The sequence below is a fragment of the Verrucosispora sp. WMMA2121 genome, from assembly GCF_027460185.1.
In the GTDB taxonomy this organism is placed as follows: domain Bacteria; phylum Actinomycetota; class Actinomycetes; order Mycobacteriales; family Micromonosporaceae; genus Micromonospora; species Micromonospora palythoicola.
On sequence record NZ_JAPZBH010000006.1, the window covers coordinates 4,929,840 to 4,952,151 of the forward strand.

The following is a 22,312-nucleotide window of genomic DNA, read 5'->3' on the forward strand; positions in this document are numbered from 1 at the left end:
GCCCGACGAATCATGAACTGTCCTAACCCATCCCACAGCCGGAACCATTAACCGTGCACTGTGTCGGGTACTCCCCGCCCCCGGTACGGGTGAACCGCAGTTGCACCGACTGCTGGGCGCCGGCGGCGAGCTGACCGGTGCCGCTGAGCAGGTACCAGCCGCTGCCCCTGATGGTGACCGAGACCCCCGGGCCGCTGGAGGCGCGGACGCCGGTGACGCCGCCGGCGAAGCGCAACTCCACCTGCCAGTCGTCCGACCGGCTGGTGCCGTTGCGGACCATCAACTGCGCCTCGAAGTGGTCCGCGTCGCTGTCCTGCACCAGGTAGCTGGCGGTGACCGTCCCGCCCTCGTCGGCCGGCACCGCCGGCGCCGACGCACTCGGCGACCGGCTGGCGTCCGGCCGGGTGGCCGCTCCGGTACGCGACGGGGCGGTCGACGGCTCCGGCGACCCGGACCGGGTGGGTGAGCCGGTCGGGCCCGCCGAGGCCGTCGCCGGGGCCGAGGCGGACGGACCGGTCGAGGCGGTCGACGGTGCCGTGGCCGTCGACTCGCCGCCCGGCCCGGCTGTCGGCAGGCTCATCGGCGGGCCCGGCGACCAGGCCGACGGACGTTCGGGGCCACGGAACGCCAACAGCGCCACCACCAGCAGCACCGCCAGGACCGCGACGCCGACCAGCACCACCACCCAGGGCGCGGAGGCGATCATCCTGGACAGTGCGTTTCCACCGGGCGCGTCACCATCGCCGGTGGCGTCGCCGTGCCGGTCACCGGTGCCGTCGTCGTGCCGGTCACCGGTGCCGTCGTCGTGCCGGTCACCGGTGCCGGCACGGCTGTCGTCGCCGTACCCGTCACCGGTGGCATCGTCGTTGGCGTCATCACCGGACGGCCGCACTGACATTGAGGTCCCCACTCGTCGTCGCCGACGGGCCAGCCTAGTCACGCCGACCCGGGGCGCGGAACGGGCAGGCGCCGAAGCCGTCCGACCCGGCCGACGGACCGGACGCATCGACGTCGCGTACCTGGCCGGTCGGGGGGCGGCCACGGTCGTCCCGGCGGCTCAGCCCGTCCGCACGACGGTGCAGATGGCCAACCCCTGCTCGGTGCTGCGCAGCAGGTAGCGGTACCGTTCGCCGGGCACCTGCCGGCCCTGACTGTCCAGGAACTCCCACCGCACCGCCACCTCCACGAGCAGCGCGGAAATCTGCTGCACCTGCTCGATGTCGGCGTGCGCGGCGACCAGTTCGCGCTCGGTGTAGTCCGGCGCGGCACCCACGAAGGACAGCGCCACGGCGGCCGGGGAGTTGAACGAGAAGCTGTAGGTGTCGGCCACCACCAGCCCGGGCAGGGCGTAACAGCCGGCGATCGCCGGCACGTCACCGACGGTCAGCGCCACCCCGTACCGGTCGAAGAAGTCGGTGAGCAGGTCGAGATCGGTGGAAGCAGTCACGTCGCAAGCAATTGCCGCAGCGCGGCTCGCCGAAACCTCAACGCGGCGGGATCCGCACCTCGATCTCGCTGCCCAGCCGGGCACCACCGTGCAGGCCCAGGTCGTCCCCGCTCCAGAACCGGCCCGGGTCGTACCAGCTCGGTCGCCGCCCGACCGGCAGCAGACCCATCGCCTCGTAGGTGACCGCGACGACCTCGGCACAGTACGCGGTCTCCAGCGCCAGGTCCCGCGCCGCCGGGCCGCGCCGCCGCGTCGCCGGCAGCGGCAACCGCGGTGACGGCACCCGGCCCCGCAACCACCGCCAGGCCAACTGGGCGGTGGACGGAAACGGTGTGCCGTCCAGCCGGGCGATGGTCCGCAGCACCGACCGCTCCATCTCCGCGTCCGCCGGCGGCTCGAGCTGGCGCAGCCAGCCACGCTGGCCGTACCGGTTGCCCCAGACGCAGACCGCGTCGCGCAGGTCGTGCAGCTGCACACCACGTTGGTGGGTGCCGGTCCACAGGTCCGGCAGCGACCGGCCCAGCTCGGCATGCCACATCAGTGGCGGCATGTCGTCCAGCACCACCGCCATGCCGACGTGGTTGACCGGGCTGTTGGTGGTCAACTGGATGGCTCGGTCGGGCACGCTGCGGCCACGGAAGACCCACAGATCGCCGGTACGGGTCAGCTCCACCGCCTCGTCCAGGCTGATGCTCATAGGGGACTACCCTAAGCCGATGCGGCAACGGATGCGGTGGTGGAAGGTCCTCGGGTTGGCCGGACTGGCCGGTGTCGCGGCCTCCGGCGTGGTGATCGCCCGGGCGGAACGACGGCGGCGCGCGTACACCCCGGAGGAGATCCGGGCCCGGCTGCGCGACCGGCACGCGGAGGCCAGCTCGGCCGCCCCGGCCGACGAGGACGGCTGAGGCGTCCCTCAGTCCACGTCGACGTGGTTGCGGTCCCAGCGACCGCCGACCGGTTGGGTGTCCAGCCGCAGCGCTCCCTCGGTGTTGCCGGCGAGGTCGTTGTCCTCGACCCGGCAGGAGACACACGAGCCCTGATCGCTGATCCAGATGCCGTAACTCTGCGTCGGGTCGTCGCGGTTGTCCCAGATCCGGTTGCCGCGCAGCGTTGCGGACTCGAGGTGGGCGTTCACGGTGATACCGGCCCGTACCGGTGCCGCCGCCGGCAGTTCGTAGCGCGCACCGGGTGGCGGCACGTCCTCGTTCCAGGCGATCGCCGCGTCCGGTCGCAGGTCGGCCAGTTCCAGCTCCATCTCGGTGTTGCCGACCACGAGGGCCAGTCGAGACCCCACCCGGAGCAGCTTGCCGCGGTGCCCGTCGATCGACCACGCCGCCGCCCGGTCGGACACGGCACGCCGGCCGTACCGCACCGACTCCCCGGAGCCGGTGGCCGCCGGGGCGCACTGCCGCCCGTTGCTCCGGATCCGGTTGTTCGTCACCGTCGCGTCGACCATCGGCCGGTCCACCCGGATCCCGTCCAGACCGTTGTCCCAGAACTCGTTGTTGTCGATCACCACGTCCGAGGCCGGGCCCTCGTAGCCGTTGCCCAGGCTGTGCTGGTGGTATCCGTACCAGCCGTTGCCGCTGATCCGATTGCCCCGGATCGTGTACGACCCCGGGGTGTTGCCCATGCTGATCCCGTCGCGGACATTGCGGTCGATCACGCAGTCGGTGAGAATGCCACCCCGACCGGCGATGCCGGCCGTGCCGTTGGCGGAGATGTCGAAGCCGGCCTCCAGGTTCCCGGTGATCGTGCACGCCGAGACGATCAGGCCGTCGGCGCCCCAGTCCGAGATGCCGAACCGGTTGGCCTGGCTGTGACAGCCGATGATGCGGTAGCCGCGCGGCGGCGTCCAGTACGGCTTCTGCAGTTCGAGGAAGATCCCGTTGGTGCCGTTGCCCAGGGTGGTGCAGTTGCTGATGGTGCAACGCTCCACCGCACCCCAGCCGCCGATGCCGATGCCGATGCCCGCGCCGCCCATCTCCTCACCGGTGTCCAACCGTCCGCACCCGACCACCACCACGCCGTCGATCAGGCTGTCCTGCAGGAAGTCGCAACCGAGGCCGGTGGCGCCGGTGTGGTGGATGTAGAGATTGCGGAAGACACCCCGCACCACGTACTGCAGGCCGAGCCCCTTGGCCAGATAGCTGTACTCGGCCATGGCCACGCCGGAGCCGTCGATCTCGAAGTCGGCGAAGGTGCAGTCGGCGATGTGCCGGTCCCGGTCGGCACCGTGCTGCACGGTGGTCCAGAAGGCCAGTGGTGTCGGGTCTGCCCGGTTGCCTTCGTTGCTGAGCACGAACCGGGTGGCACCGGGCCCCGCACCGATCAGTGACACCCCGCTGCGCCAGATCGTGCCCGCGTCCCGGATCGAGTAGATCCCGGGCGGGCAGTAGATGACCCGCGCCCGGGAGTCGGCGGCATATCCCTCACCCAGGCGGTCGACCAGGGCAGACAGCGCCGGCTGGTCGTTGGTGACCCCGTCGCCCCGAAGTCCGAAATCAAGCGCGTCGCACCACAGCGGCGCACCGGCGACCGGTGACAGGCGCTCACGGATGGCGGTGGACCGATCCTGCTGCCGCACGGCCTCTCCCCTCGGTCGTGACCTGCTGCCCGGCCGCCGCTTCCCCCTTCCCCCGCCCGAGAAACGCCCCACCACCCCTGCCCTGCCCACCGCGAGCCTCGGCTCGCGCAGGCGGGGCCCGCCGACGGGGCGACAATCGACCCGATGTCCGGTATAGCATACTTTGCGGTGACCCGGCTCACGTCCCCGGCGGAATCGGGGGCCCGGTCCGGTGGTTGTACATGGCGTAACCACGAGCGCCCCCGAGCGCCACCCCCGGCGGGTCGGAATGACCCCCCACCGTCGGGCGTTACATCCCCCGGGCACCGCCAGGGCAGCCGGCCTCCCCGCGAGGTCCCGGAATGCACCCGGCCCACCCGGCGTTACATCCCCCGGGACACCGCCAGGGCAGCCGCCTCCCCCGCGAGGATCCCCCGGAATGGCCCCGGCCCACCCGGCGTTACACCCCGGCGGACATCACGTCCCCGGCATCCACGCCGAACCCAGCGCGTAGCAAGCGTTCTCCCCTTTCCGCGCGGCCCACCCGCATCCCCCCTCGCGGGCACCGCCGCGCGTACCCCCGACCGAAAGGTGCGAATCATGGCTACCACCATCCTGCGCAAGACCGCCCTGACCATCGCCGCCGCCGCCGCCACCGCCGGTGGCATCGCCGGCCCCGCCGTCGCCGCCCACGCCACCCCGGGTGTCCAGGCGAGCGCCGTGGTGGCCGACCGCAAGCCCGGTGGCGAGCGCGAACTGGGCGTCCGCTACGAGGCACAGCCCAACTTCTACTACTGCGGTCCCGCCGCCGCCCGGAACGCGCTGAGCGTGCAGGGCAAGAACATCGACGTGGACACCATGGCCAAGGAGATGCGCACCACCGAGGCCGGCACCAACTCGATCAACGACATCACTCCGGTGCTGAACAAGGAGACCGGCAAGGACGTCTACAAGTCGGTCGAAATCGCCGACCCCAAGGCTGACGACAAGCAGACCGACAAGCTGCGCGACGACATCGTCCGCACCGTCGACGACGGCCGTGCGGTGGTCGCCAACATCGCCGGCACCGCCACCGACACCGACGGCACCCCGCACAGCTTCGAGGGCGGCCACTACATCAGCGTCGTGGGCTACCGCGACGGCGGCGAGACGGTCACCATCGCCGACTCCGCCGACCCCGCCCAGGCCTCGTACCGGATGAGCATCGACGCCCTCGCCGACTGGATCGCCACCCGCGGCTACAGCGCCACCTCCTGACCACAACGCACCACCACGAAGGGCCGACCCCACCCGGGGCCGGCCCTTCGTCGTCTCTCCCCGAACCACCCCGGGGTCCGACAACATCGGGGATGTTGCTCCCTCGCCGTGGCGTGACACAGCAACATCCCCGATGTTGTCGCCTCCGGTTGCCCGGGGTGCCAGCCCGCGGCTCTCAGCCAGGCGGCGAGGGTGTCGAGGTCGGGCCGCAGCAGGCACCTCCCGTCCACCCAGTGACACCGGGTTGCACGAATAGCAAGACGGACGTACGGTTTTGTTGACGGCAGGAATCGGCGGTAAGTGTTGCCTAAGCACGGCAGCGCTCCGGCCGGTGCGAAAGACTGCTCAGGACTACTCACGGTCGCTGGTGTGAAGGAGTACGACGTGGCGAGCCTCGACACCTTCGGTGCGAAGACCCAGCTACGCGTCGGAGACGCGAGCTACGAGATTTTCAAGATCAGTAAGGTGGAGGGCCAGGAACGGCTCCCCTACAGCCTGAAGATCCTGCTGGAGAACCTGCTGCGGACCGAGGACGGCGCGAACATCACCGCCGAGCACATCCGTCAGCTCGGTGCGTGGGACCCGAGCGCGGACCCGAACGTCGAGATCCAGTTCACCCCGGCCCGGGTGCTGATGCAGGACTTCACCGGCGTACCGTGCGTGGTCGACCTGGCCACCATGCGTGAGGCCGTCCGCGAGCTGGGTGGTGACCCGACCAAGGTGAACCCGCTCGCCCCCGCCGAGCTGGTCATCGACCACTCGGTCATCGCCGACCTGTTCGGCCGCGAGGACGCCTTCGAGCGCAACGTCGAGCTGGAGTACGCGCGCAACAAGGAGCGCTACCAGTTCCTGCGCTGGGGCCAGAGCGCGTTCAACGAGTTCAAGGTGGTCCCGCCGGGCACCGGCATCGTGCACCAGGTCAACATCGAGTACCTGGCCCGCACCGTGATGGAGCGCGGTGGCCAGGCGTACCCGGACACGGTCGTCGGCACCGACTCGCACACCACCATGGTCAACGGCCTGGGTGTGCTGGGCTGGGGCGTCGGCGGCATCGAGGCCGAGGCCGCCATGCTCGGCCAGCCGGTCAGCATGCTGATCCCGCGGGTCGTCGGTTTCAAGCTCTCCGGCGAGATGCCGGCCGGCACCACCGCCACCGACCTGGTGCTGACCATCACCGAGATGCTGCGCAAGCACGGCGTGGTCGGCAAGTTCGTCGAGTTCTACGGCCCCGGCGTGGGCGCGGTGCCGCTGGCCAACCGGGCCACCATCGGCAACATGTCCCCGGAGTACGGCTCCACCGTCGCGATCTTCCCGATCGACGCCGAGACCGTCCGCTACCTGGAGTTGACCGGCCGTGACCCGCAGCAGGTCGCCCTGGTCGAGGCGTACGCCAAGGAGCAGGGCCTCTGGCACGACCCGGACCACGAGCCGGTCTACTCCGAGCAGTTGGAACTCGACCTGGGCACCATCGAGCCCTCGCTCGCCGGACCGAAGCGCCCGCAGGACCGGGTGCCGCTCGGCAACGCCAAGACCCTGTTCCGCTCGGCGCTCACCGACTACGTGTCCGCCGACGAGACCGGCGGCGACCCGGGCCGCAAGCCGGGCGTCCCGCAGCAGGAGCAGCCGTACGGCGTGACCGGCCACGCCGACGAGGCCAGCGCCGAGTCCTTTCCGGCCAGCGACTCCCCGGCCAACGGCATCGACGACCCGGCCGACGCGCCCCGCGACCTGGTGAACGCCGCTGTGGGTTCGGGCGGCCGGGCCAGCAACCCGATCCGGGTCACCGGCGCCGACGGCACCGAGTTCGAGCTGGACCACGGTGCCGTGGTGATCGCCGCGATCACCTCCTGCACCAACACCTCCAACCCGCAGGTGATGATCGGTGCGGCGCTGCTCGCCCGCAACGCCGTCGACAAGGGCCTGAACCGCAAGCCGTGGGTGAAGACCACCCTCGCGCCGGGCTCCAAGGTCGTCATGGACTACTACGAGCGGGCCGGTCTCACCCCGTACCTGGAGAAGCTCGGCTTCCACCTGGTCGGCTACGGCTGCACCACCTGCATCGGCAACTCCGGCCCGCTGCCGGAGGAGATCTCCGCCGGGGTGAACGAGGCCGACCTCGCCGTCGTCTCGGTGCTCTCCGGCAACCGCAACTTCGAGGGCCGGATCAACCCGGACGTGAAGATGAACTACCTGGCGTCCCCGCCGCTGGTGGTGGCGTACGCCCTGGCCGGCACGATGGACATCGACCTGGCCAACGAGCCGCTCGGTGAGGACAGCGAGGGCAACCCGGTCTTCCTGCGCGACATCTGGCCGAGCACCGCCGAGATCCAGGACGTGATCGCCTCCGCGATCGGTGCCACCGGTTTCAGCTCCGCGTACGCCGACGTCTTCGCCGGTGACGAGCGCTGGCAGTCCCTGCCGACCCCGACCGGGGACACCTTCGCCTGGGACGGCGACTCCACCTACGTCCGCAAGCCCCCGTACTTCGAGGGCATGCGGCAGCAACCGGAGCCGGTGACCGACATCGCCGGTGCCCGGGTGCTGGCCAAGCTCGGCGACTCGGTGACCACCGACCACATCTCGCCGGCCGGCTCCATCAAGGCCGACTCCCCGGCCGGGCAGTACCTCGCCGAGCACGGCGTGCCGCGCCACGAGTTCAACTCCTACGGTTCCCGCCGGGGCAACCACGAGGTGATGATCCGGGGCACCTTCGCCAACATCCGGCTGCGTAACCAGTTGGTTCCCGGGGTGGAGGGCGGCTTCACGGTCAACCACCTGACCGGGGAGCAGACCTCGATCTACGACGCCTCCATGGCGTACCAGGAGGCGGGGGTGCCGCTGGTCATCCTGGCCGGCAAGGAGTACGGATCCGGCTCGTCGCGGGACTGGGCGGCCAAGGGCACCATGCTGCTCGGGGTGCAGGCCGTCATCGCCGAGTCCTACGAGCGGATCCACCGCTCCAACCTGATCGGCATGGGCGTGCTGCCGTTGCAGTTCCCCGCCGGGGAGAACGCCGAGTCGCTGGGGCTGACCGGCACCGAGACGTTCTCCATCTCCGGGGTCACCGCCCTCAACGACGGCGACACCCCGCGCACGGTGAAGGTCACCACCGACGGCGGGGTGGAGTTCGACGCGGTGGTGCGGATCGACACCCCCGGTGAGGCGGACTACTACCGGCACGGCGGCATCCTGCAGTACGTGCTGCGCCGCATGATCGCCAGCTGACCGCGATGCCGTGAGGGCTCCCACCCCGACGGGGTGGGAGCCCTCGGTGCTGCGGGGTCCGTCAGTCGGTGCGACGGGCCGCCCGGATCTTCATGGCGTGCTCCACGAGCATGATGAGCACCTCCTTGACCGACTCCCGCTGCCGGGCGTCGCACAGCAGCACCGGCACCTCGGAGTCGAGGTTCAGCGCCGCCTGCACCTCGTCGAGCCGATACCGGCGGGCCCCCTCGAAGCAGTTGACCGCGACGAGGAACGGTGTTCCCCGACCCTCGAAGTAGTCGATGGAGGGGAAGCAGTCGGCCAGCCGACGAGTGTCGGCCAGTACCACCGCGCCGATCGCCCCGAGGGCCAACTCGTCCCAGACGAACCAGAACCGGTCCTGACCCGGGGTGCCGAACAGGTACAGCACCAGGTCGTCGCTGATGGTGATCCGACCGAAGTCCATCGCGACGGTGGTGGTCCGCTTCGTCTCGACGCCTTCCAGGTCGTCGATGCCCACACCGGATTCGGTCAGCACCTCCTCGGTCCGCAGCGGACGCGTCTCACTCACCGCACCGACCAGGGTGGTCTTACCCGCCCCGAACCCGCCGGCGATCAGAATCTTGATCGCGGTGGGCAGCGTGGCCGCGTCCGCCGGCCGGTCAGAGTGCCCGTGTTCCATTGACAACCGCCTCGAAGATGCTGGGTAGGGTTACTGCTCCCCGCCGGTCTGCTCGGCTGAGCGGGGCGGTGACGCGACGTACTTGCCGACCCGGGTGACCAGCATGGCCATCTCGTACGCGATCAGACCGACGTCGGCGTCCGCACTGGCCAGCACCGCCAGGCAGGCGTTGCGGCCGGCGGCTGTGACGAACAGGAACGACGACTGCATCTCGATGATCGTCTGCTGCACCTGTCCGCCACCGAACCGCTTGCCGGCGCCACGGGCCAGGCTCTGGATGCCGGCGGCCATCGCCGCCAGATGCTCGCCGTCGTCGCGGCTGAGCCCCTGCGAGGAGGCCATCAGCAGACCGTCGGCGGACAACGCGACCGCGTGCTCGGCCTGCTTGACCCGGCCTACCAGATCGTCCAGCAACCACGTCAGGTCGGCACTCGAAGCCGTCTTCTGCCCCACTTCGTCGTCCCTCTTCTCCTCCGGCTCATCACCGGCTCACTTGGGCCTGACCGTTCTCCCCGGGCTCACCGGGCAGCGCACCTCGGTCAGGTCTCCTGTTGATCGGCGTCGTCGGACTCATCGTCGGGTCCGGGCCGACCGCCAGCACCGAGCAGCCGGGCGGCGTCGGAGCGTCCCCGCCGGGTGCCGGTCTGGTACGAACTCATCATGCGCCGGACCTGCTCCGGCTCCCGGATCGTGTCGTCGCCCTCCGCCACCGCCTCGGGCTCGGCTCGCAACGCCGGTGCCAGGCTCGCCTGCCGTACCCGGACCGGCAGGCCCGACTCGGTGCGGGTCAGCCCGATCCCGCTGGCCGTGAGGTGGCCCGGCTCGGTTGGCTGACCGGCAGGGTCGGCACCGGCGCTCGGCCCGGGATTCGCCGACCGGCGCGGCTGCCAGGGCGAGCCGTGGACGGACGCGGTGGTGACCGGCAGTCCGGTCGGGACCGTCGGTCCGTTCAACGCCGCGGATTGGGCCGGCCCGCCCCGGGGTTCGGTCGACGGCCCGGATCCGTCGGCGCCGGTCGCCGACGCCTTCCCCGGCACGCTCGGCTCGCTCTCGTCCCCGATGATCAGGTCGCTCGGGATCAACACCACGGCGGTCGTCCCGCCGTACGCCGACTCCCTGAGCCGGACCCGCACGCCGTGCCGGGTGGCCAACCGGCTCACCACGTAGAGACCCAGCCGGGACGCGTCGCCGTGGGTCAGCTCACCACCGTCTCCGATCCGGTGGTTGGCGGCGGCGCGGTCCGCCTCGGTCATGCCCGGACCGCGGTCCTCGATCTCGACGGCGAAGCCGTTGGCGACCGGTTGACCACGGACCTCGACGCTTGTGTGCGGCGGTGAGAAGGTGACTCCGTTCTCGATCAGCTCGGCGAGCAGGTGGATGACCGCACCGACGGCCGGCCCGGCCAGCGAGACATCGGCGATCTCGCGCACCGTGACGCGGGGGTAGTCCTCGACCTCACCGACCGCGCCCCGGACCACGTCCACCATCGGGACGCCGCGGCGCCAGGCCCGGCCGGGGGTGGCGCCGCCGAGGGTGATCAGGTTCTCCGTGTGGCGCCGCGCCCGGGTGGCCAGGTGGTCGACGCGGAACAGGTCTTCCAGTTCCTCGGCGTCGTGCTCGCGCCGCTCCATCGCGTCGAGCAGGGTGAGCTGGTGGTGCACCAGGGCCTGGGTACGCCGGGCCAGGCCCAGGAACACCTCGCCTGCGGCCCGACGCAGCTCGGCCTGCTCGACGGCGGTGCGGACGGCGGTCTGCCGCACCACGTCCAGGGCCCGGCCGACCTGGCCGATCTCGTCGTCGCCGAGGCGCAGCGGCGGTGCCTCCTCGGCGATGTCCACCTGCTCACCGCGCCCGAGCCGCTCGGCAACGCGCGGCAACCGTTCGTCGGCGAACTGGAGCGCCGCGTCGCGCAGTCGGTGCCACCGCCGCGCCCGAGCCCGTGCCGTGGTGATCGAGACGACCACCGCGGCGATGACCACGAGCAGACCGAGGCCTGCGGCGAGGACCAGTCGGACGATGACGCCGATCGCGACCGGGGTGGCGTTGCTGACGACGTCGTCCCCACCGGCCAGCACCATGTCACCGATCTCGATCAGCGCCGCAGCCGTGACATTCGACCAGTCCGAGGTCGAGAACGGCGGTCGGGCGGTGCCGGTGCCGTTCATGATCCGGGTTTCCAGATCGGCCAGCCGCCGGAAGCTCGTCCCGGTGACCAGTTGTTCGTAGCGGCGCTGGTCGGCATCGGGCAGCCGGACGACCGCCTGCTCGGCGAGGAACTGCCGGGCACCGACGATCCGGGTGAACTCGGCCCGCTCGGCCGGGGTTATCCGGCCGGCGGCGAGCACGCCGGCCAGCAGAGCGTCCTCCTGGGACAGCAGTTCCCGAGCCTGGTTGAGCCGGATCAGTTGGGTGGTGTCGTCGGCGATCTGGTCGTCGTCGACATTGCCGAGTTCGTCGTACACCTCGTAGAACGACTCGATCAGCTCGGTGAACGCCGTCCCGGTGACGCCGCGGCCGATGTTGCGTCCGTCGACGGCGGCACGCGTGTCGGGTAACGCGGCCAGTTGCCGCTTCGACTCGGCGAGGCGGTCGTGCAGCGCGTCGCTGCCGAGCAGGCCGACCTGCCAGTGGTCGCTCGACTCGACGTACTCGGCGGCCAACTGGTCGGTGCGCGCGCGCAACCGGGTCAGCTCGTCCAACGTCGTCTCGTTCGGCCGTCCGAGGTAGACCAGCGAGGTGCGCCGTTCCAGTTGCAACTGCAGCAGCAGCGGCTCGGTGGGGTCGAAGACCCGCACGTCGAGTGCCCGCATACCGAGCAGGTCGACTCCATCGCGGACGGTGACCCAGGCAGTGAAGCCCCACAGCGCCACAAGCGCGGCCAGCAGGGCCACCACCTTGGTACGCAGACTCCTACTGCGGGAACCCATTACACCGTCCCTGGCCCTGAGCTAGTTGACCGGTCAGTCAGGAGTGAGGCACACAGCACACCGACCCCGGCGCAACCTAACAACGTCACCGGATCAACTCAAGCGCTCGTGATCATGCCGTGGTCGACCTGGTGCGGTGTCCCGGAACGCGCACCGGACCGCGCCGGGCAACCGGCACCGCCGCCCGTACGCTGAGCTGCGTCGCGCGGGCGCCGGGGCCCCTCGGCCCGCCCGTCGGGGACCGGGTGATCTACGTCATGTCCGTCCGACCCGACCCGGACCGCGCGGGCCGAGACGACTGGCCACCGCCCGTCGCGAGGACGGGCTCGCCGGCGCCAGCGAGCCCGTCCGTGGGATTCGCCGACGGGAATGCGGGCCCTGGTCGGCCCCGCTGTGCCAGGCTCAGGGACATGGACGACAAGACCATCCTGAGCCGGATCTCGGATCTGGTCGACGAGGAGCACCGGCTGCGCGCACAGGCGCAGGAACACGAGACGGGCACCGACGACGAGGCCCGCGCCCGGCTACGCGAGCTGGAGGAATCCCTCGACCAGTGCTGGGACCTGCTGCGCCGCCGCCGCGCCGCTCGGCAGGCCCACGGCGATCCGGAGGCCCAGGGCGCCCGCCCCGTGCCCGAGGTCGAACGGTATCTGCAGTGAGCGCCGCGTACCCGCACCTCGCCGCCCGGTCGGCGGCGCCCGCCACCCGGTCCGGCTCGGTCGGGCTCCGGTAACCGTGACGGGCTCCGGGCGGCGGTGACCGCCCGGAGCCCGCTGGTCAGGCCAGACCGGCCTCGCGGCACAGCACCTCGGTCAGCACCGTCGGGTCCACGAGATCCGCCGGCAGGCCCCGGGCGGCGAACCAGGTGGCGACGATGCGAACGTCGCGGGCGAGGAACTCCCGCCCCTGCGGGTTGGCCACGACGTCGACCACCTGCGGCAGGTCGATCAGCGCCAACCGTCCCGCGTGCACCAGCAGGTTGTACGGCGACAGGTCACCGTGCGCGTAGCCGGCCCGGGCCAGGACGACAAGCGCGTCGACCAACTGCCCCCACAGGTCACGCAGATCGGCCGGCGACGGGCGCAGTTCGGCCAGCCGGGGTGCGGCCGTTCCCTCCTCAGGGTCGCCGAGGAACTCCAGCATCAGCTCGGTGCCGCGCAGCTGTACCGGGTACGGCACGGTGACCGTGCCGTAGCGCTCACCGATCTCCCAGAGCCGGCTGAGGGCGGCGAACTCCGCCGCCGCCCACTGACCGGCGATCATCTGCCGGCCGAACGCGGTCCGGCCGGTCATCGCCCGCATCTCACGCGAGCGGCGCACCCGGCGCCCTTCGAGGTATCCCGCGTCCCGGTGAAACAGCCGGTGCCGAGGATCCCGGTAGCGTTTCGCCGCCAGCAGGCAGAAGCGGTCGGTGCCGGGAAGGCCCCGGCGCACCAGGTGGACGTCGGCCTCCTTGCCGGTCTTGAGCACACCGAGTTCGGTGTCCTTCGCGGCCAGCTCGGTGACCAGCCAGTGCGGGTGCGGTTGCGGACCGTGCACGGCGTCGTCCCAGGAGGACCACGTCTCGTCGGTCTCCGGGTCAGGCTCGTCGGGGTCGGTCGGAGCGGGGCCGGTCGGTCGGCCGCGCTTCAGGAAGTGCGGTTCGTCGTCGTCGAAGCGGCGGCGGCCGCGGGTCCGGCGCTCGGGCGCCGGGAAGTCGTGATCGCGCATGGTGCGGGTGATCCCTTGGTCGAGTTGTCAGGAGGCAGGAAGTGACCTGCGAAGACGGCCATGACCGACCTCCTTCCCTCGTCCGGGCGCACGCCCGGGTCGCACGCTGCGCGGACCATGCTCGTCGGCGGTACCCGCCTGGTCAACCGAATTAGTCAGGCACCCATGATCTCGGCGATGGCGGCGATCACGGTGTCCACCGTCGCGGTGGGCGCGAAGCGGGCGTCGGTCCAGGGCCGCCCCCGGTGCAGCCAGATGCTGGGCAGGCCGACGGCGGTGGCTCCGCCGATGTCCGCCTCCGGACCGTCCCCGACCACCCAGGCGCCGCGCAGCGGCATTCTGGCCCGCTGCGCGGCCAGCGCGAAGATGCGGGGGTTGGGCTTGCTGACCCCGGCCTCCTCGGAGATCACCCAGTCGGCGATGTACCGGTCCAACCCGGTGCGGCGGATCTTGGTGTCCTGCTGCCGAACCGCGCCGTTGGTCACCACCACCGGCATCCAGCCGGCGTCGTCGGCGATCCGCAGGGCACACGCCACCAGCGGATCCAGCCGGGTGAACTCGACGACTCCGTCGTGCAGTTCCTCCACCAGGTCGATGGAGGGGATCCGCAACCGGTAGCGGTCCCGGATCGCGTCCGCCACGTCCCAGCGGTCCGTCAACCCGTCGGCGTCGATGGACAGCAGCCACTCGATGTCGTGCGGTGGCGCTCCGATGCCGTCGAGGAAGCGCTGCGCCCAGGTGCGGAACGGCCCGGCCCGATCGAGCAGGGTGTTGTCCAGGTCCAGCAGGAGCAGCGGCACTCGGGCACCTTACGGGAATCGGGTGCCTCGCCGACAGGGCGGAAGGTTACGCGGTGGTGTCGGTCGGGAACCGTCGCCGTCCGCGGCCTGCCAGAGAACCAAGCCGTACGTACGGTTTGCGTCAGCAAGGGGGAGCTGACACGATCGACACGTGCCCAGAGTAAGCCAGGACCAGCTCGACGCCCGCCGACAGGAGATCCTCGCCGCCGCGCGGGCCTGCTTCGCCCGGCACGGCTACGAGGGCGCGACCGTGCGCCGGCTGGAGGAGGCCACCGGCCTCTCCCGCGGCGCCATCTTCCACCACTTCCGGGACAAGGACTCGCTCTTCCTGGCCGTCGCCGAGGACGACGCCGCCACGATGGTGGAGACCGTGGCCCGCAACGGACTGGTCCAGGTGATGCGGGACCTGCTCGCCCGGGCGGTCTCCCCGGACACCACCGGATGGCTGGGCAGCCAACTGGAGGTGTCGCGACGGCTGCGTACCGACCCCACCTTCGCCACCCGGTGGGCGCAGCGGTCGGCCGCCATCGCCGAGGCGACCCGGGACCGGCTGGCCCGTCAACGTGAGGCCGGCGTACTCCGCGAGGACATTCCCATCGACGTGCTGGCCCGTTTTCTCGAACTCGCCTACGACGGCTTGGTGCTCCACCTGGCCATGGGCCGACCCGCCGGTGACCTGGGCGCGGTGCTCGACCTGGTCGAGGAAGCGGTACGCCGGCGCTGACCTCGGCAGGTAACGAGAAGATAACTCGACCCTCCGGGCAGCCGGAGGCTGGCGTCGCCGCTCCACAATGAAGCCGCGTTCCCTCGCGTGACAGGAGCAGGCCATGACGGGTTTCGCAGTCGACTACGACACCTGGGGAGTTCCCAGTCCCACCTTCATCACGCTCTACCTGCTGGCCACGGTGATCGCCGTCGCCGCCGTGCTGATCCGTCGCCGAGCGCTGCTGGGCGGGCATGCCGCTCCGCCGGCCAACCAGCTGAGCCCACAGCAGGTCGCCTACCTCAACGGGGGCGACGACCTCGCCGTCTGGACCTCGCTGGGCACGCTGCGCACCCAGGGCGCGATCGGCGTCCACCCGGACCACCGGCTGACCGCCGACGGTCCGCTGCCACCCGCCGCCACCCAACTCGACCGGGCCATCCACTACGCCGCGACGCAGCGCACCCTGGCCCGGGACCTGCGGCGCACCGAGTGGGTCGAGCGGGCCCTCACCGAGCTGCGCGACGGGCTCGACCAACGCGGTCTGGCGATCGGCCCGGACCGGCGGGCGGCGTTGCGCCACGGTCCGCTGCTGCTGGTCGCGCTGCTGGCGCTCGGTGTCGCCCGGATCGTCGCCGGGCTCGCCAACCACCGTCCGGTCTGGTACCTGGTACTCACCGTCCTCGCGCTCGGCGCGCTGACCACCGTGCTGCTCGTCCGGGTGCCCCGCCGGACCCGAGCGGCCGAGACCGCGCTCCGGACGCTGCGCCAGCGCAACCGACACCTCGCGCCCGCCTCGAACCCGGCGTACGCCACCTACGGAGCGGCGGGGGCGGCCATGGCGGTGGCTCTCTACGGCACCGCGTCGCTCTGGGCCCTCGATCCGACGTTCGCCCAGCAGGCCGAGATCCAGCGCCAGGCCGTGGCCAGCGGTGCGAACTCCACCACAGCGTGCGGTGGCGGCAGCACCGCAGGAGTAGGCGACGGCGGTTGCGGTGGGGGTGGGGGCTGCGGTGGCGGCGGGTGCGGCGGATGAACCTTCCGCACGGCGTCGGCATCGGCTGGCGGCCGGAGATCTCCGGGTTCGTCGCCGAACTGCCCGGCCTGCGCTTCGTCGAGGTGGTCGCCGAATCGGTACCGGCCGCCGGACCGCCACCGGACGATCTTGTCGAACTGCGCGACCGGGGCGTCACGGTCGTACCGCACGGCGTGCGGCTCTCCCTCGGCGGCGCGGAACCGGTCGACCCGGCCCGGGTGGCCCACCTGGCGGCGGTCGCGCAGCAGCTGGCGGCTCCCCTGGTCAGCGAGCACATCGCCTTCGTCCGGGCCGGCGGGCTGGAGGCCGGTCACCTGCTGCCGCTGCCCCGCACCCACGAGGCGGTCGACGCGATCTGCGCCAACATCGTCCGCGCCCAGGCGGAGCTGCCGGTGCCGATCGCGCTGGAGCCGATCGCCGCCCTGTTCGACTGGCCGGACGACGAACTCGACGAGGCGGCGTTCCTCACCGAGATCCTGGACCGCACCTCGGCGCTGCTGCTGCTCGACGTCGCCAACGTGTACGCCAACGCCCGCAACCGGGGCACCGACCCGCTGGCACTACTGGACCGGCTGCCGCTGGAACGGGTGGCGTACCTGCACGTCGCGGGCGGCGCCGAGCACGGCGGCTTCTACCACGACACGCACACCGACCCGATCGGGCGGGAGGTGCTGGAGCTGCTCGGCGAACTGTGCGCCCGACACCGTCCGCCAGCAGCCCTGCTGGAACGCGACGGGCACTATCCTCCGGCGGCCGAGCTACGCACCGAACTCGACGCCGTGGCCACGACCTGCGGCTTCCCGGCGGTCACATGACACCGGCCGAGGTACCCGACGAGCCGACCGCCCGGGCGGTCGGATCACTGGCCTCGCGGCAGGCGGAACTGGTCGCGGCGCTGGTGGCCGGTGGTGCACCGCCGTCCGGCTTCGCACCCGGGCCGTTGGCCGCCGCCCGCGCCGCCCTGCTGCGCAAGCGGGCCGGCGAGGTCGCCCGGCACTGGCCACTGCTCGCCGCCGGGCTCGGCCCGGCCTGGCCGACGGTGTTCATCGAGTGGGCGGCCGGCCGACCCACCGGCGGTGGACTACGCGACGGCTGGGACCTGGCTCGCGCGCTGCACGCCCGCACCGCCCTGCCGGCGCTGGGTGCGGAGGAACTGGCCGTCCGGGAGGCGGAATTCCGGTACGACGGGCACCGGGCACCGCGCCGTCGCCGGTCCCCCGCCCTCGGGCGGGTCGGCAGCGCGTTCGCCGTCCAGGTCGCCGGTCGGGTACGCCTGCTGCGCCCGGCTCGCCCCTGAGAACCCGACCCACGACCCGGGACCACCCCTGTTTCCCGTCGGGCGGGCTGGGGCAGGATCGTCGGCATGGATCTCGGACTGACCGATCGGGTGTACGTGCTCACCGGCGCATCCCGTGGGCTCGGGTACGCCACCGCACAGTGCCTGGTGAACGACGGCGCCCGGGTGGTGCTCTGCGCCCGGCACGCCGAACCGGTGGAGGCCGCCGTGACCGGCCTCGGCGGGCCCGACCGGGCGGTCGGCGTCACCGCCGACCTGGCGGACCCGGCGACACCCGAACGCCTGCTGACCACCGCACAGGACCACTTCGGCCGCGTCGACGGTGCCCTGGTCTCCGTCGGTGGACCGCCCGCCGGCAGTGCCGCGTCGGTCGCCGACGAGCAGTGGCGGCAGTCCTTCGAGACCGTCTTCCTCGGCAGCGTCCGCATGGTACGGACGGTCGCCGCGGCACTGCCCGAGGGCGGCGCCATCGCGTTGGTGCTCTCCACCTCGGCACGCGGCCCGGTTCCCGGGCTGGGCATCTCCAACGGCCTGCGGCCCGGCCTGGCCGGCGTCGCCAAGGACATCGCCGACGAGTACGGCCCCCGCGGCGTACGGGTGGTCGGGCTGCTGCCGGGTCGACTGCTGACCGACCGCAACCGGGACCTCTTCGCCGCCACCGGCGACCCCGAACGGGCCCGGGCCGAGGCGGAGGCCGCCATCCCGCTGCGCCGCATCGGTGACCCGGCTGAGTTCGGTCGGGTCGCCGCCTTCGTGCTCTCCCCCGCGGCCAGCTACCTCACCGGCGTCACCGTGCCGGTCGACGGCGGCGCGCTGCGCGGCCTGTGACCGCCGGCCAGCCGCCCCGCCCCCACCGGCGGGCCGCCCACAGCAGGTCAGCGAACCCGCTGCGGCCGGTGCCCGCCGTCCACGGCAGGTCGACCAATCCGTCCCGGCCGGGGCCCGAGAAGCCACGGGTGTACCCGCGCCCGAGCCGGGAGGAACTGGCCGCAGCGGCCGACAGGACCATCCCGGACCTCATCGCCGTCGGGCTGGACGTGCTGTTCGTCGGGATCAACCCCGGGCTCTGGTCGGCGGCGACCGGGTGGCACTTCGCCCGCCCCGGCAACCGGTTCTGGCCGGCCCTGCACCGGGGCGGGTTCACCCCCCGCCTGCTGCACCCCAGCGAGCAGGACGACCTGCCGGCGCTCGGCCTCGGCATCACCAACATGGTGGCCCGGGCCAGCGCTCGCGCCGACGAGCTGACCGCCGCCGAACTTGTCGACGGCGCCCGGCAGCTCACCGACAAGGTGGCCCGGTACCGGCCGCGCTGGGTCGCGGTGGTCGGGGTGACGGCGTACCGGATCGGCTTCGCCCGGCCGAAGGCGGGCTTCGGGCCGCAACCGGAACAGCTGGCCGACGCCCGGCTCTGGGTGCTGCCCAACCCCAGCGGCCTGAACGCCCACTTCACCCCGCAGACCCTCGGTGCCGCCTTCGCCGAACTCCACGCCGCCACCCTCGGGTGAGCGGCGGACGGACCAGCGACCTCAGTTGGCGGCGGCGGGCGGCATGGCCTCGTCGGCGATGTACTCCCGGGTGGGAATGACCACCGGTTCCGGCCCGGTAGCGTCGGCGTACGGACTCGGCGAATCGGCCACCGCGAACTGGGTGCGGTACAACTCCGCGTAGAGGCCACCGACCGCGACCAGCTCGTCGTGGCGGCCCCGCTCCACGATGCGGCCGTCGTCGAGGACCAGGATCTGGTCGGCGTCCCGGACGGTGGACAGGCGGTGGGCGATCACCAGGGCGGTACGCCCGGTCAACGCCACCGACAGCGCCCGTTGCACCGCCGCCTCGCTCTCCGAGTCGAGGTGGGCGGTGGCCTCGTCGAGGATCACGATCGACGGTGCCTTGAGCAGCAGCCGGGCGATGGCGATGCGCTGCTTCTCGCCACCGGAGAAGCGGTATCCACGCTCGCCGACGGTGGTGTCGAGCCCGTCCGGCAGCGACCTGACCAGGTCGGCGACCTGCGCCCCGGCCAGCGCCGCCCACAGCTCGTCATCGGTGGCGTCCGGCTTCGCGTAGCGCAGATTTTCCGCGATGGTCTCGTGGAACAGGTGCGAATCCTGGGTGACCACGCCGATCTCGTCGCGCAGCGAGTCGAGCCGGGCATCGCGGACATCGACCCCGCCGACGAGCACCTGCCCGTCGGTGACGTCGTAGATGCGGGAGATCAGCATGGACAGCGTGGACTTGCCGGCACCGGAGGGCCCGACCAGCGCCACCATCTGCCCCGGCTCGACGCTGAACGACACGCCCTTGAGCACCGGTTCGTTGATCGTACGATCCAGCGCGGCGACCTCCTCCAACGACGCGAGCGAGATCTCCGCGGCGCTCGGGTAGCGGAACCGGACGTCCCGGAACTCGACCGTCCCGGCACCCTCGGGGATCCGCACCGCGTCGGGCCGTTCCTTGATGCCCGGCTGCAGGTCGAGCACCTCGAAGACCCGGTCGAACGAGACGAGCGCGCTCATCACGTCAACTCGGACGTTGCTCAGCGCGGTGAGCGGGCCGTAGAGGCGGGTGAGCAGCAACGCGAGGGTCACCACGGTGCCGGCGCTGACCTGGCCGCTGACCGCGAGCCAGCCGCCGAGGCCGTAGGTCAGGGCCTGCGCCAGCGAGGCCACCAGCAGCATGGCCACGAAGAAGGTCCGCGAGTACATCGCGGAGGTGATGCCGATGTCGCGGACCCGTTCGGCGCGGGCGGCGAAGCGGGCCGCCTCGGCGTCGGGCCGACCGAAGAGCTTCACCAGCAACGCGCCGGCCACCCCGAACCGCTCGGTCATCGTCGCGTTCATCTTGGCGTCGAGGTTGTACGACTCGCGGGTGATCTCGGCCAGCCGCCGGCCCACCCGGCGCGCCGGAATGATGAACACCGGCAGCAGGACCAGGGAGAGCGCCGTGATCTGCCAGGAGAGAGTCAGCATCACCACGGCGGTGAGGACCAGTTGGATCACGTTGCTGACCACGCCCGACAACGTCGAGGTGAACGCCCGCTGGGCCCCCATCACGTCGTTGTTGAGCCGGCTGACCAGCGCACCGGTCTGCGTCCGGGTGAAGAACTGCAGCGGCATCCGCTGCACGTGGTCGTAGACGCGGGTACGCAGGTCGAGGATGATGCCTTCACCGATGCGGGCCGAATACCACCGTTGGGCCAGCGACAGGAGAGCGTCGGCGACCGCGAGCGCGGCGATGAACAGGGCCAGCCGGATCACCAGCGCCCCGGCCTCGGCGCCACCCCGGGTGATCGCGTCGATCACGTCGCCGGCCAGCAGCGGGGTCGCCACCCCGATCACCGCGGCGACGATCACGGTGAGCAGGAAGACGACGATGTCGCGCCGGTAGGGGTGGGCGAAGGCGACGATCCGACGGGCGACACCGCGCTTGAGTCGGTGCGCGGAGATGTCGTCCTGGCTGCGCATCGAGCGGAGCATGCTCCAACCGCCCATGCCGCCAGCGGCCATGTGGTTGGACACGCTCACCTCCGGGTAAGGACGTCGTACGTCGTCGGGTCAATTCTCCCGACGCCTACGACAACCACGCGAGTAACCCGGATCTTCCCGAACGGTCCTTACTATTCGCCTCGTCCGGCAAGATCCCGCAGTCGGCGCGTCTGCGCCTCCCGCTCGGCGCGCTGCTGCTCGGCGTGGGTACGCCCGGCGGCGCCGGCGAGCAGGGCCTTGATCTCGACAACGGCGTCCCGGCTGGGGGCGAGCAGCCCGGCGGTCAGGTCGCGCACCGCCTCGTCCAACTCGGCGGTGGGAACCACGAGCGTGGCCAGTCCGATCCGGTCGGCCTCGACGGCGTCCATCCGCCGTCCGGTGGTGCAGATCTCCAGCGCGCGGGCGTAGCCGACCAGCTCGACCAGGCGCTTGGTGCCGGCCAGGTCGGGCACCAGACCCAAGGTCACCTCGGCCATGGCGAACGTCGCGTCCTCGGCCAGCACCCGCAGGTCGCAGGCGAGGGCGAGTTGGAAACCGGCACCGATGGCGTGCCCCTGGACGGCGGCGACCGAGATGACGTCCGGGCGGTGCAGCCAGGTGAACCCGCCCTGGTATTCCGCGATCCGGTCGGCGCACTCCTGCTCCGGCAGGGTGGTCAGCTCGGCGAAGGAACCCGGCCCGGAGGCACCGGCCACCGTCAGGTCGAGACCGGCGGAGAAGGACCGCCCCTCGCCGCGTACCACGACCACGCGCACGTCACCGGGAAGCTCCCGGGAGAATTCGCTCATCGCGCGCCACATCGTCGGCGTCTGGGCGTTGAGCACGTCGGGCCGGCACAGGGTGACCGTGGCAACCGGCCCGTCGCATTCCAGCCGGACCCCGGTCGCCTCGGCGGTCACCGGGCGGCCCGGGTCGCGGTGGTGGTGGCGGTGCTGCTGGACGACGCTGACGGGCGGGTCACGCCTTCTTGCGGCGCCGGGCGCCGCCGCGCTGCCGCAGCTGCACCCCGGACTCGGTGAGTACGCGGTGGATGAACCCGTACGATCGCCCGGTCGAGGCCGCGAGCGCCCGGATGCTCTCGCCTCCGGTGTACCGCTTGACGAGGTCCTTCGCGAGCGTCTGACGCTCGGCTCCGACGATCCGGCGACCCTTCTCAGTGCTGGTGGCTGTGCCAGTGGCTGCCATGCTGTGTCCTCACGTC

The 22,312-nt window shown here is 71.7% G+C and carries 22 protein-coding genes; 10 read left to right on the forward strand and 12 right to left on the reverse strand.

Annotated features, from left to right (window positions below):
- Positions 1–22 precede the first annotated feature (22 nt).
- From O7605_RS30935 to O7605_RS30945, 3 genes are all read right to left on the reverse strand, one after another.
- A complete protein-coding gene (locus O7605_RS30935; RefSeq protein WP_269742495.1) occupies positions 23–898 on the reverse strand; it encodes a hypothetical protein in 876 nt (291 codons plus the stop codon).
- Positions 899–1,057: 159 nt separating this feature from the next.
- Complete coding sequence (locus tag O7605_RS30940) at positions 1,058–1,447, reverse strand: hypothetical protein (protein ID WP_164448257.1); 390 nt, start codon at positions 1,445–1,447, stop codon at positions 1,058–1,060.
- A 37-nt stretch (positions 1,448–1,484) separates the two neighbouring features.
- Positions 1,485–2,144 (reverse strand): hypothetical protein, encoded by a 660-nt coding sequence (locus tag O7605_RS30945; RefSeq protein WP_269742496.1) that lies wholly within the window; start codon positions 2,142–2,144, stop codon positions 1,485–1,487.
- A gap of 19 nt (positions 2,145–2,163) precedes the next feature.
- Here O7605_RS30945 and O7605_RS30950 point away from each other — a divergent pair, with 19 nt between their 5' ends.
- Entirely contained in the window at positions 2,164–2,352 is a 189-nt protein-coding gene (locus tag O7605_RS30950; protein WP_269742497.1) for a hypothetical protein, read from the forward strand.
- An 8-nt stretch (positions 2,353–2,360) separates the two neighbouring features.
- On the opposite strand, the gene O7605_RS30955 is transcribed toward O7605_RS30950, so the two are convergent.
- Entirely contained in the window at positions 2,361–4,034 is a 1,674-nt protein-coding gene (locus O7605_RS30955; RefSeq protein WP_269742498.1) for a right-handed parallel beta-helix repeat-containing protein, read from the reverse strand.
- A 579-nt stretch (positions 4,035–4,613) separates the two neighbouring features.
- Here O7605_RS30955 and O7605_RS30960 point away from each other — a divergent pair.
- Together O7605_RS30960 and O7605_RS30965 are read left to right on the forward strand one after the other, a co-directional pair.
- Positions 4,614–5,270: a C39 family peptidase gene (locus O7605_RS30960; RefSeq protein ID WP_269742499.1), complete on the forward strand. Its 657-nt coding sequence runs from the start codon at positions 4,614–4,616 to the stop codon at positions 5,268–5,270.
- Positions 5,271–5,639: 369 nt separating this feature from the next.
- Positions 5,640–8,495, forward strand: a complete 2,856-nt coding sequence (locus tag O7605_RS30965) for an aconitate hydratase (RefSeq protein ID WP_269742500.1) — start codon at positions 5,640–5,642, stop codon at positions 8,493–8,495.
- A 61-nt stretch (positions 8,496–8,556) separates the two neighbouring features.
- Here O7605_RS30965 and O7605_RS30970 read toward each other — a convergent pair whose 3' ends face one another.
- The 3 genes from O7605_RS30970 to O7605_RS30980 all read right to left on the reverse strand — a co-directional run bounded on the left by O7605_RS30970 (position 8,557) and on the right by O7605_RS30980 (position 12,083).
- Complete coding sequence (locus O7605_RS30970) at positions 8,557–9,156, reverse strand: GTP-binding protein (RefSeq protein ID WP_269742501.1); 600 nt, start codon at positions 9,154–9,156, stop codon at positions 8,557–8,559.
- A 30-nt stretch (positions 9,157–9,186) separates the two neighbouring features.
- Complete coding sequence (locus O7605_RS30975; protein WP_269742502.1) at positions 9,187–9,609, reverse strand: roadblock/LC7 domain-containing protein; 423 nt, start codon at positions 9,607–9,609, stop codon at positions 9,187–9,189.
- Between the two features lie 86 nt (positions 9,610–9,695).
- Entirely contained in the window at positions 9,696–12,083 is a 2,388-nt protein-coding gene (locus tag O7605_RS30980; protein WP_269742503.1) for a sensor histidine kinase, read from the reverse strand.
- Positions 12,084–12,493: 410 nt separating this feature from the next.
- On the opposite strand from O7605_RS30980, the gene O7605_RS30985 reads away from it, so the two are divergent.
- Entirely contained in the window at positions 12,494–12,742 is a 249-nt protein-coding gene (locus tag O7605_RS30985) for a DUF2630 family protein (protein ID WP_269742504.1), read from the forward strand.
- Between the two features lie 118 nt (positions 12,743–12,860).
- Here O7605_RS30985 and O7605_RS30990 read toward each other — a convergent pair whose 3' ends face one another.
- Complete coding sequence (locus O7605_RS30990) at positions 12,861–13,793, reverse strand: serine protein kinase RIO (RefSeq protein WP_269742505.1); 933 nt, start codon at positions 13,791–13,793, stop codon at positions 12,861–12,863.
- Positions 13,794–13,948: 155 nt separating this feature from the next.
- Positions 13,949–14,593, reverse strand: coding sequence for an HAD family hydrolase (locus tag O7605_RS30995; RefSeq protein WP_164448269.1), 645 nt, complete (start codon positions 14,591–14,593; stop codon positions 13,949–13,951).
- Positions 14,594–14,744: 151 nt separating this feature from the next.
- Here O7605_RS30995 and O7605_RS31000 point away from each other — a divergent pair, with 151 nt between their 5' ends.
- The 6 genes from O7605_RS31000 to mug all read left to right on the forward strand — a co-directional run bounded on the left by O7605_RS31000 (position 14,745) and on the right by mug (position 19,134).
- On the forward strand, positions 14,745–15,317 hold the full coding sequence (locus O7605_RS31000) for a TetR/AcrR family transcriptional regulator (RefSeq protein ID WP_093401424.1): 573 nt from the start codon (positions 14,745–14,747) through the stop codon (positions 15,315–15,317).
- 103 nt (positions 15,318–15,420) lie between these two features.
- Entirely contained in the window at positions 15,421–16,332 is a 912-nt protein-coding gene (locus tag O7605_RS31005) for a TIGR04222 domain-containing membrane protein (RefSeq protein WP_269742506.1), read from the forward strand.
- A complete protein-coding gene (locus O7605_RS31010) occupies positions 16,329–17,147 on the forward strand; it encodes a DUF692 domain-containing protein (RefSeq protein ID WP_269742507.1) in 819 nt (272 codons plus the stop codon). Before O7605_RS31005 ends, O7605_RS31010 begins: the two co-directional genes overlap by 4 nt.
- Entirely contained in the window at positions 17,144–17,629 is a 486-nt protein-coding gene (locus O7605_RS31015) for a hypothetical protein (RefSeq protein ID WP_269742508.1), read from the forward strand. The genes O7605_RS31010 and O7605_RS31015 overlap by 4 nt, the downstream gene beginning before the upstream one ends.
- Before the next feature lie 66 nt (positions 17,630–17,695).
- Positions 17,696–18,457: an SDR family oxidoreductase gene (locus O7605_RS31020; RefSeq protein WP_269742509.1), complete on the forward strand. Its 762-nt coding sequence runs from the start codon at positions 17,696–17,698 to the stop codon at positions 18,455–18,457.
- A gap of 128 nt (positions 18,458–18,585) precedes the next feature.
- The gene (gene mug, locus O7605_RS31025) at positions 18,586–19,134 is read left to right on the forward strand and encodes a G/U mismatch-specific DNA glycosylase (RefSeq protein WP_269742510.1); all 549 of its coding nucleotides are present in this window, start codon (positions 18,586–18,588) and stop codon (positions 19,132–19,134) included.
- A gap of 21 nt (positions 19,135–19,155) precedes the next feature.
- On the opposite strand, the gene O7605_RS31030 is transcribed toward mug, so the two are convergent.
- From O7605_RS31030 to O7605_RS31040, 3 genes are all read right to left on the reverse strand, one after another.
- Positions 19,156–21,132, reverse strand: a complete 1,977-nt coding sequence (locus tag O7605_RS31030; RefSeq protein WP_269742792.1) for an ABC transporter ATP-binding protein — start codon at positions 21,130–21,132, stop codon at positions 19,156–19,158.
- Between the two features lie 110 nt (positions 21,133–21,242).
- The gene (locus O7605_RS31035; RefSeq protein WP_269742511.1) at positions 21,243–22,010 is read right to left on the reverse strand and encodes an enoyl-CoA hydratase/isomerase family protein; all 768 of its coding nucleotides are present in this window, start codon (positions 22,008–22,010) and stop codon (positions 21,243–21,245) included.
- Between the two features lie 58 nt (positions 22,011–22,068).
- Positions 22,069–22,296 (reverse strand): helix-turn-helix domain-containing protein, encoded by a 228-nt coding sequence (locus O7605_RS31040; protein WP_007072022.1) that lies wholly within the window; start codon positions 22,294–22,296, stop codon positions 22,069–22,071.
- Positions 22,297–22,312: the final 16 nt, after the last annotated feature.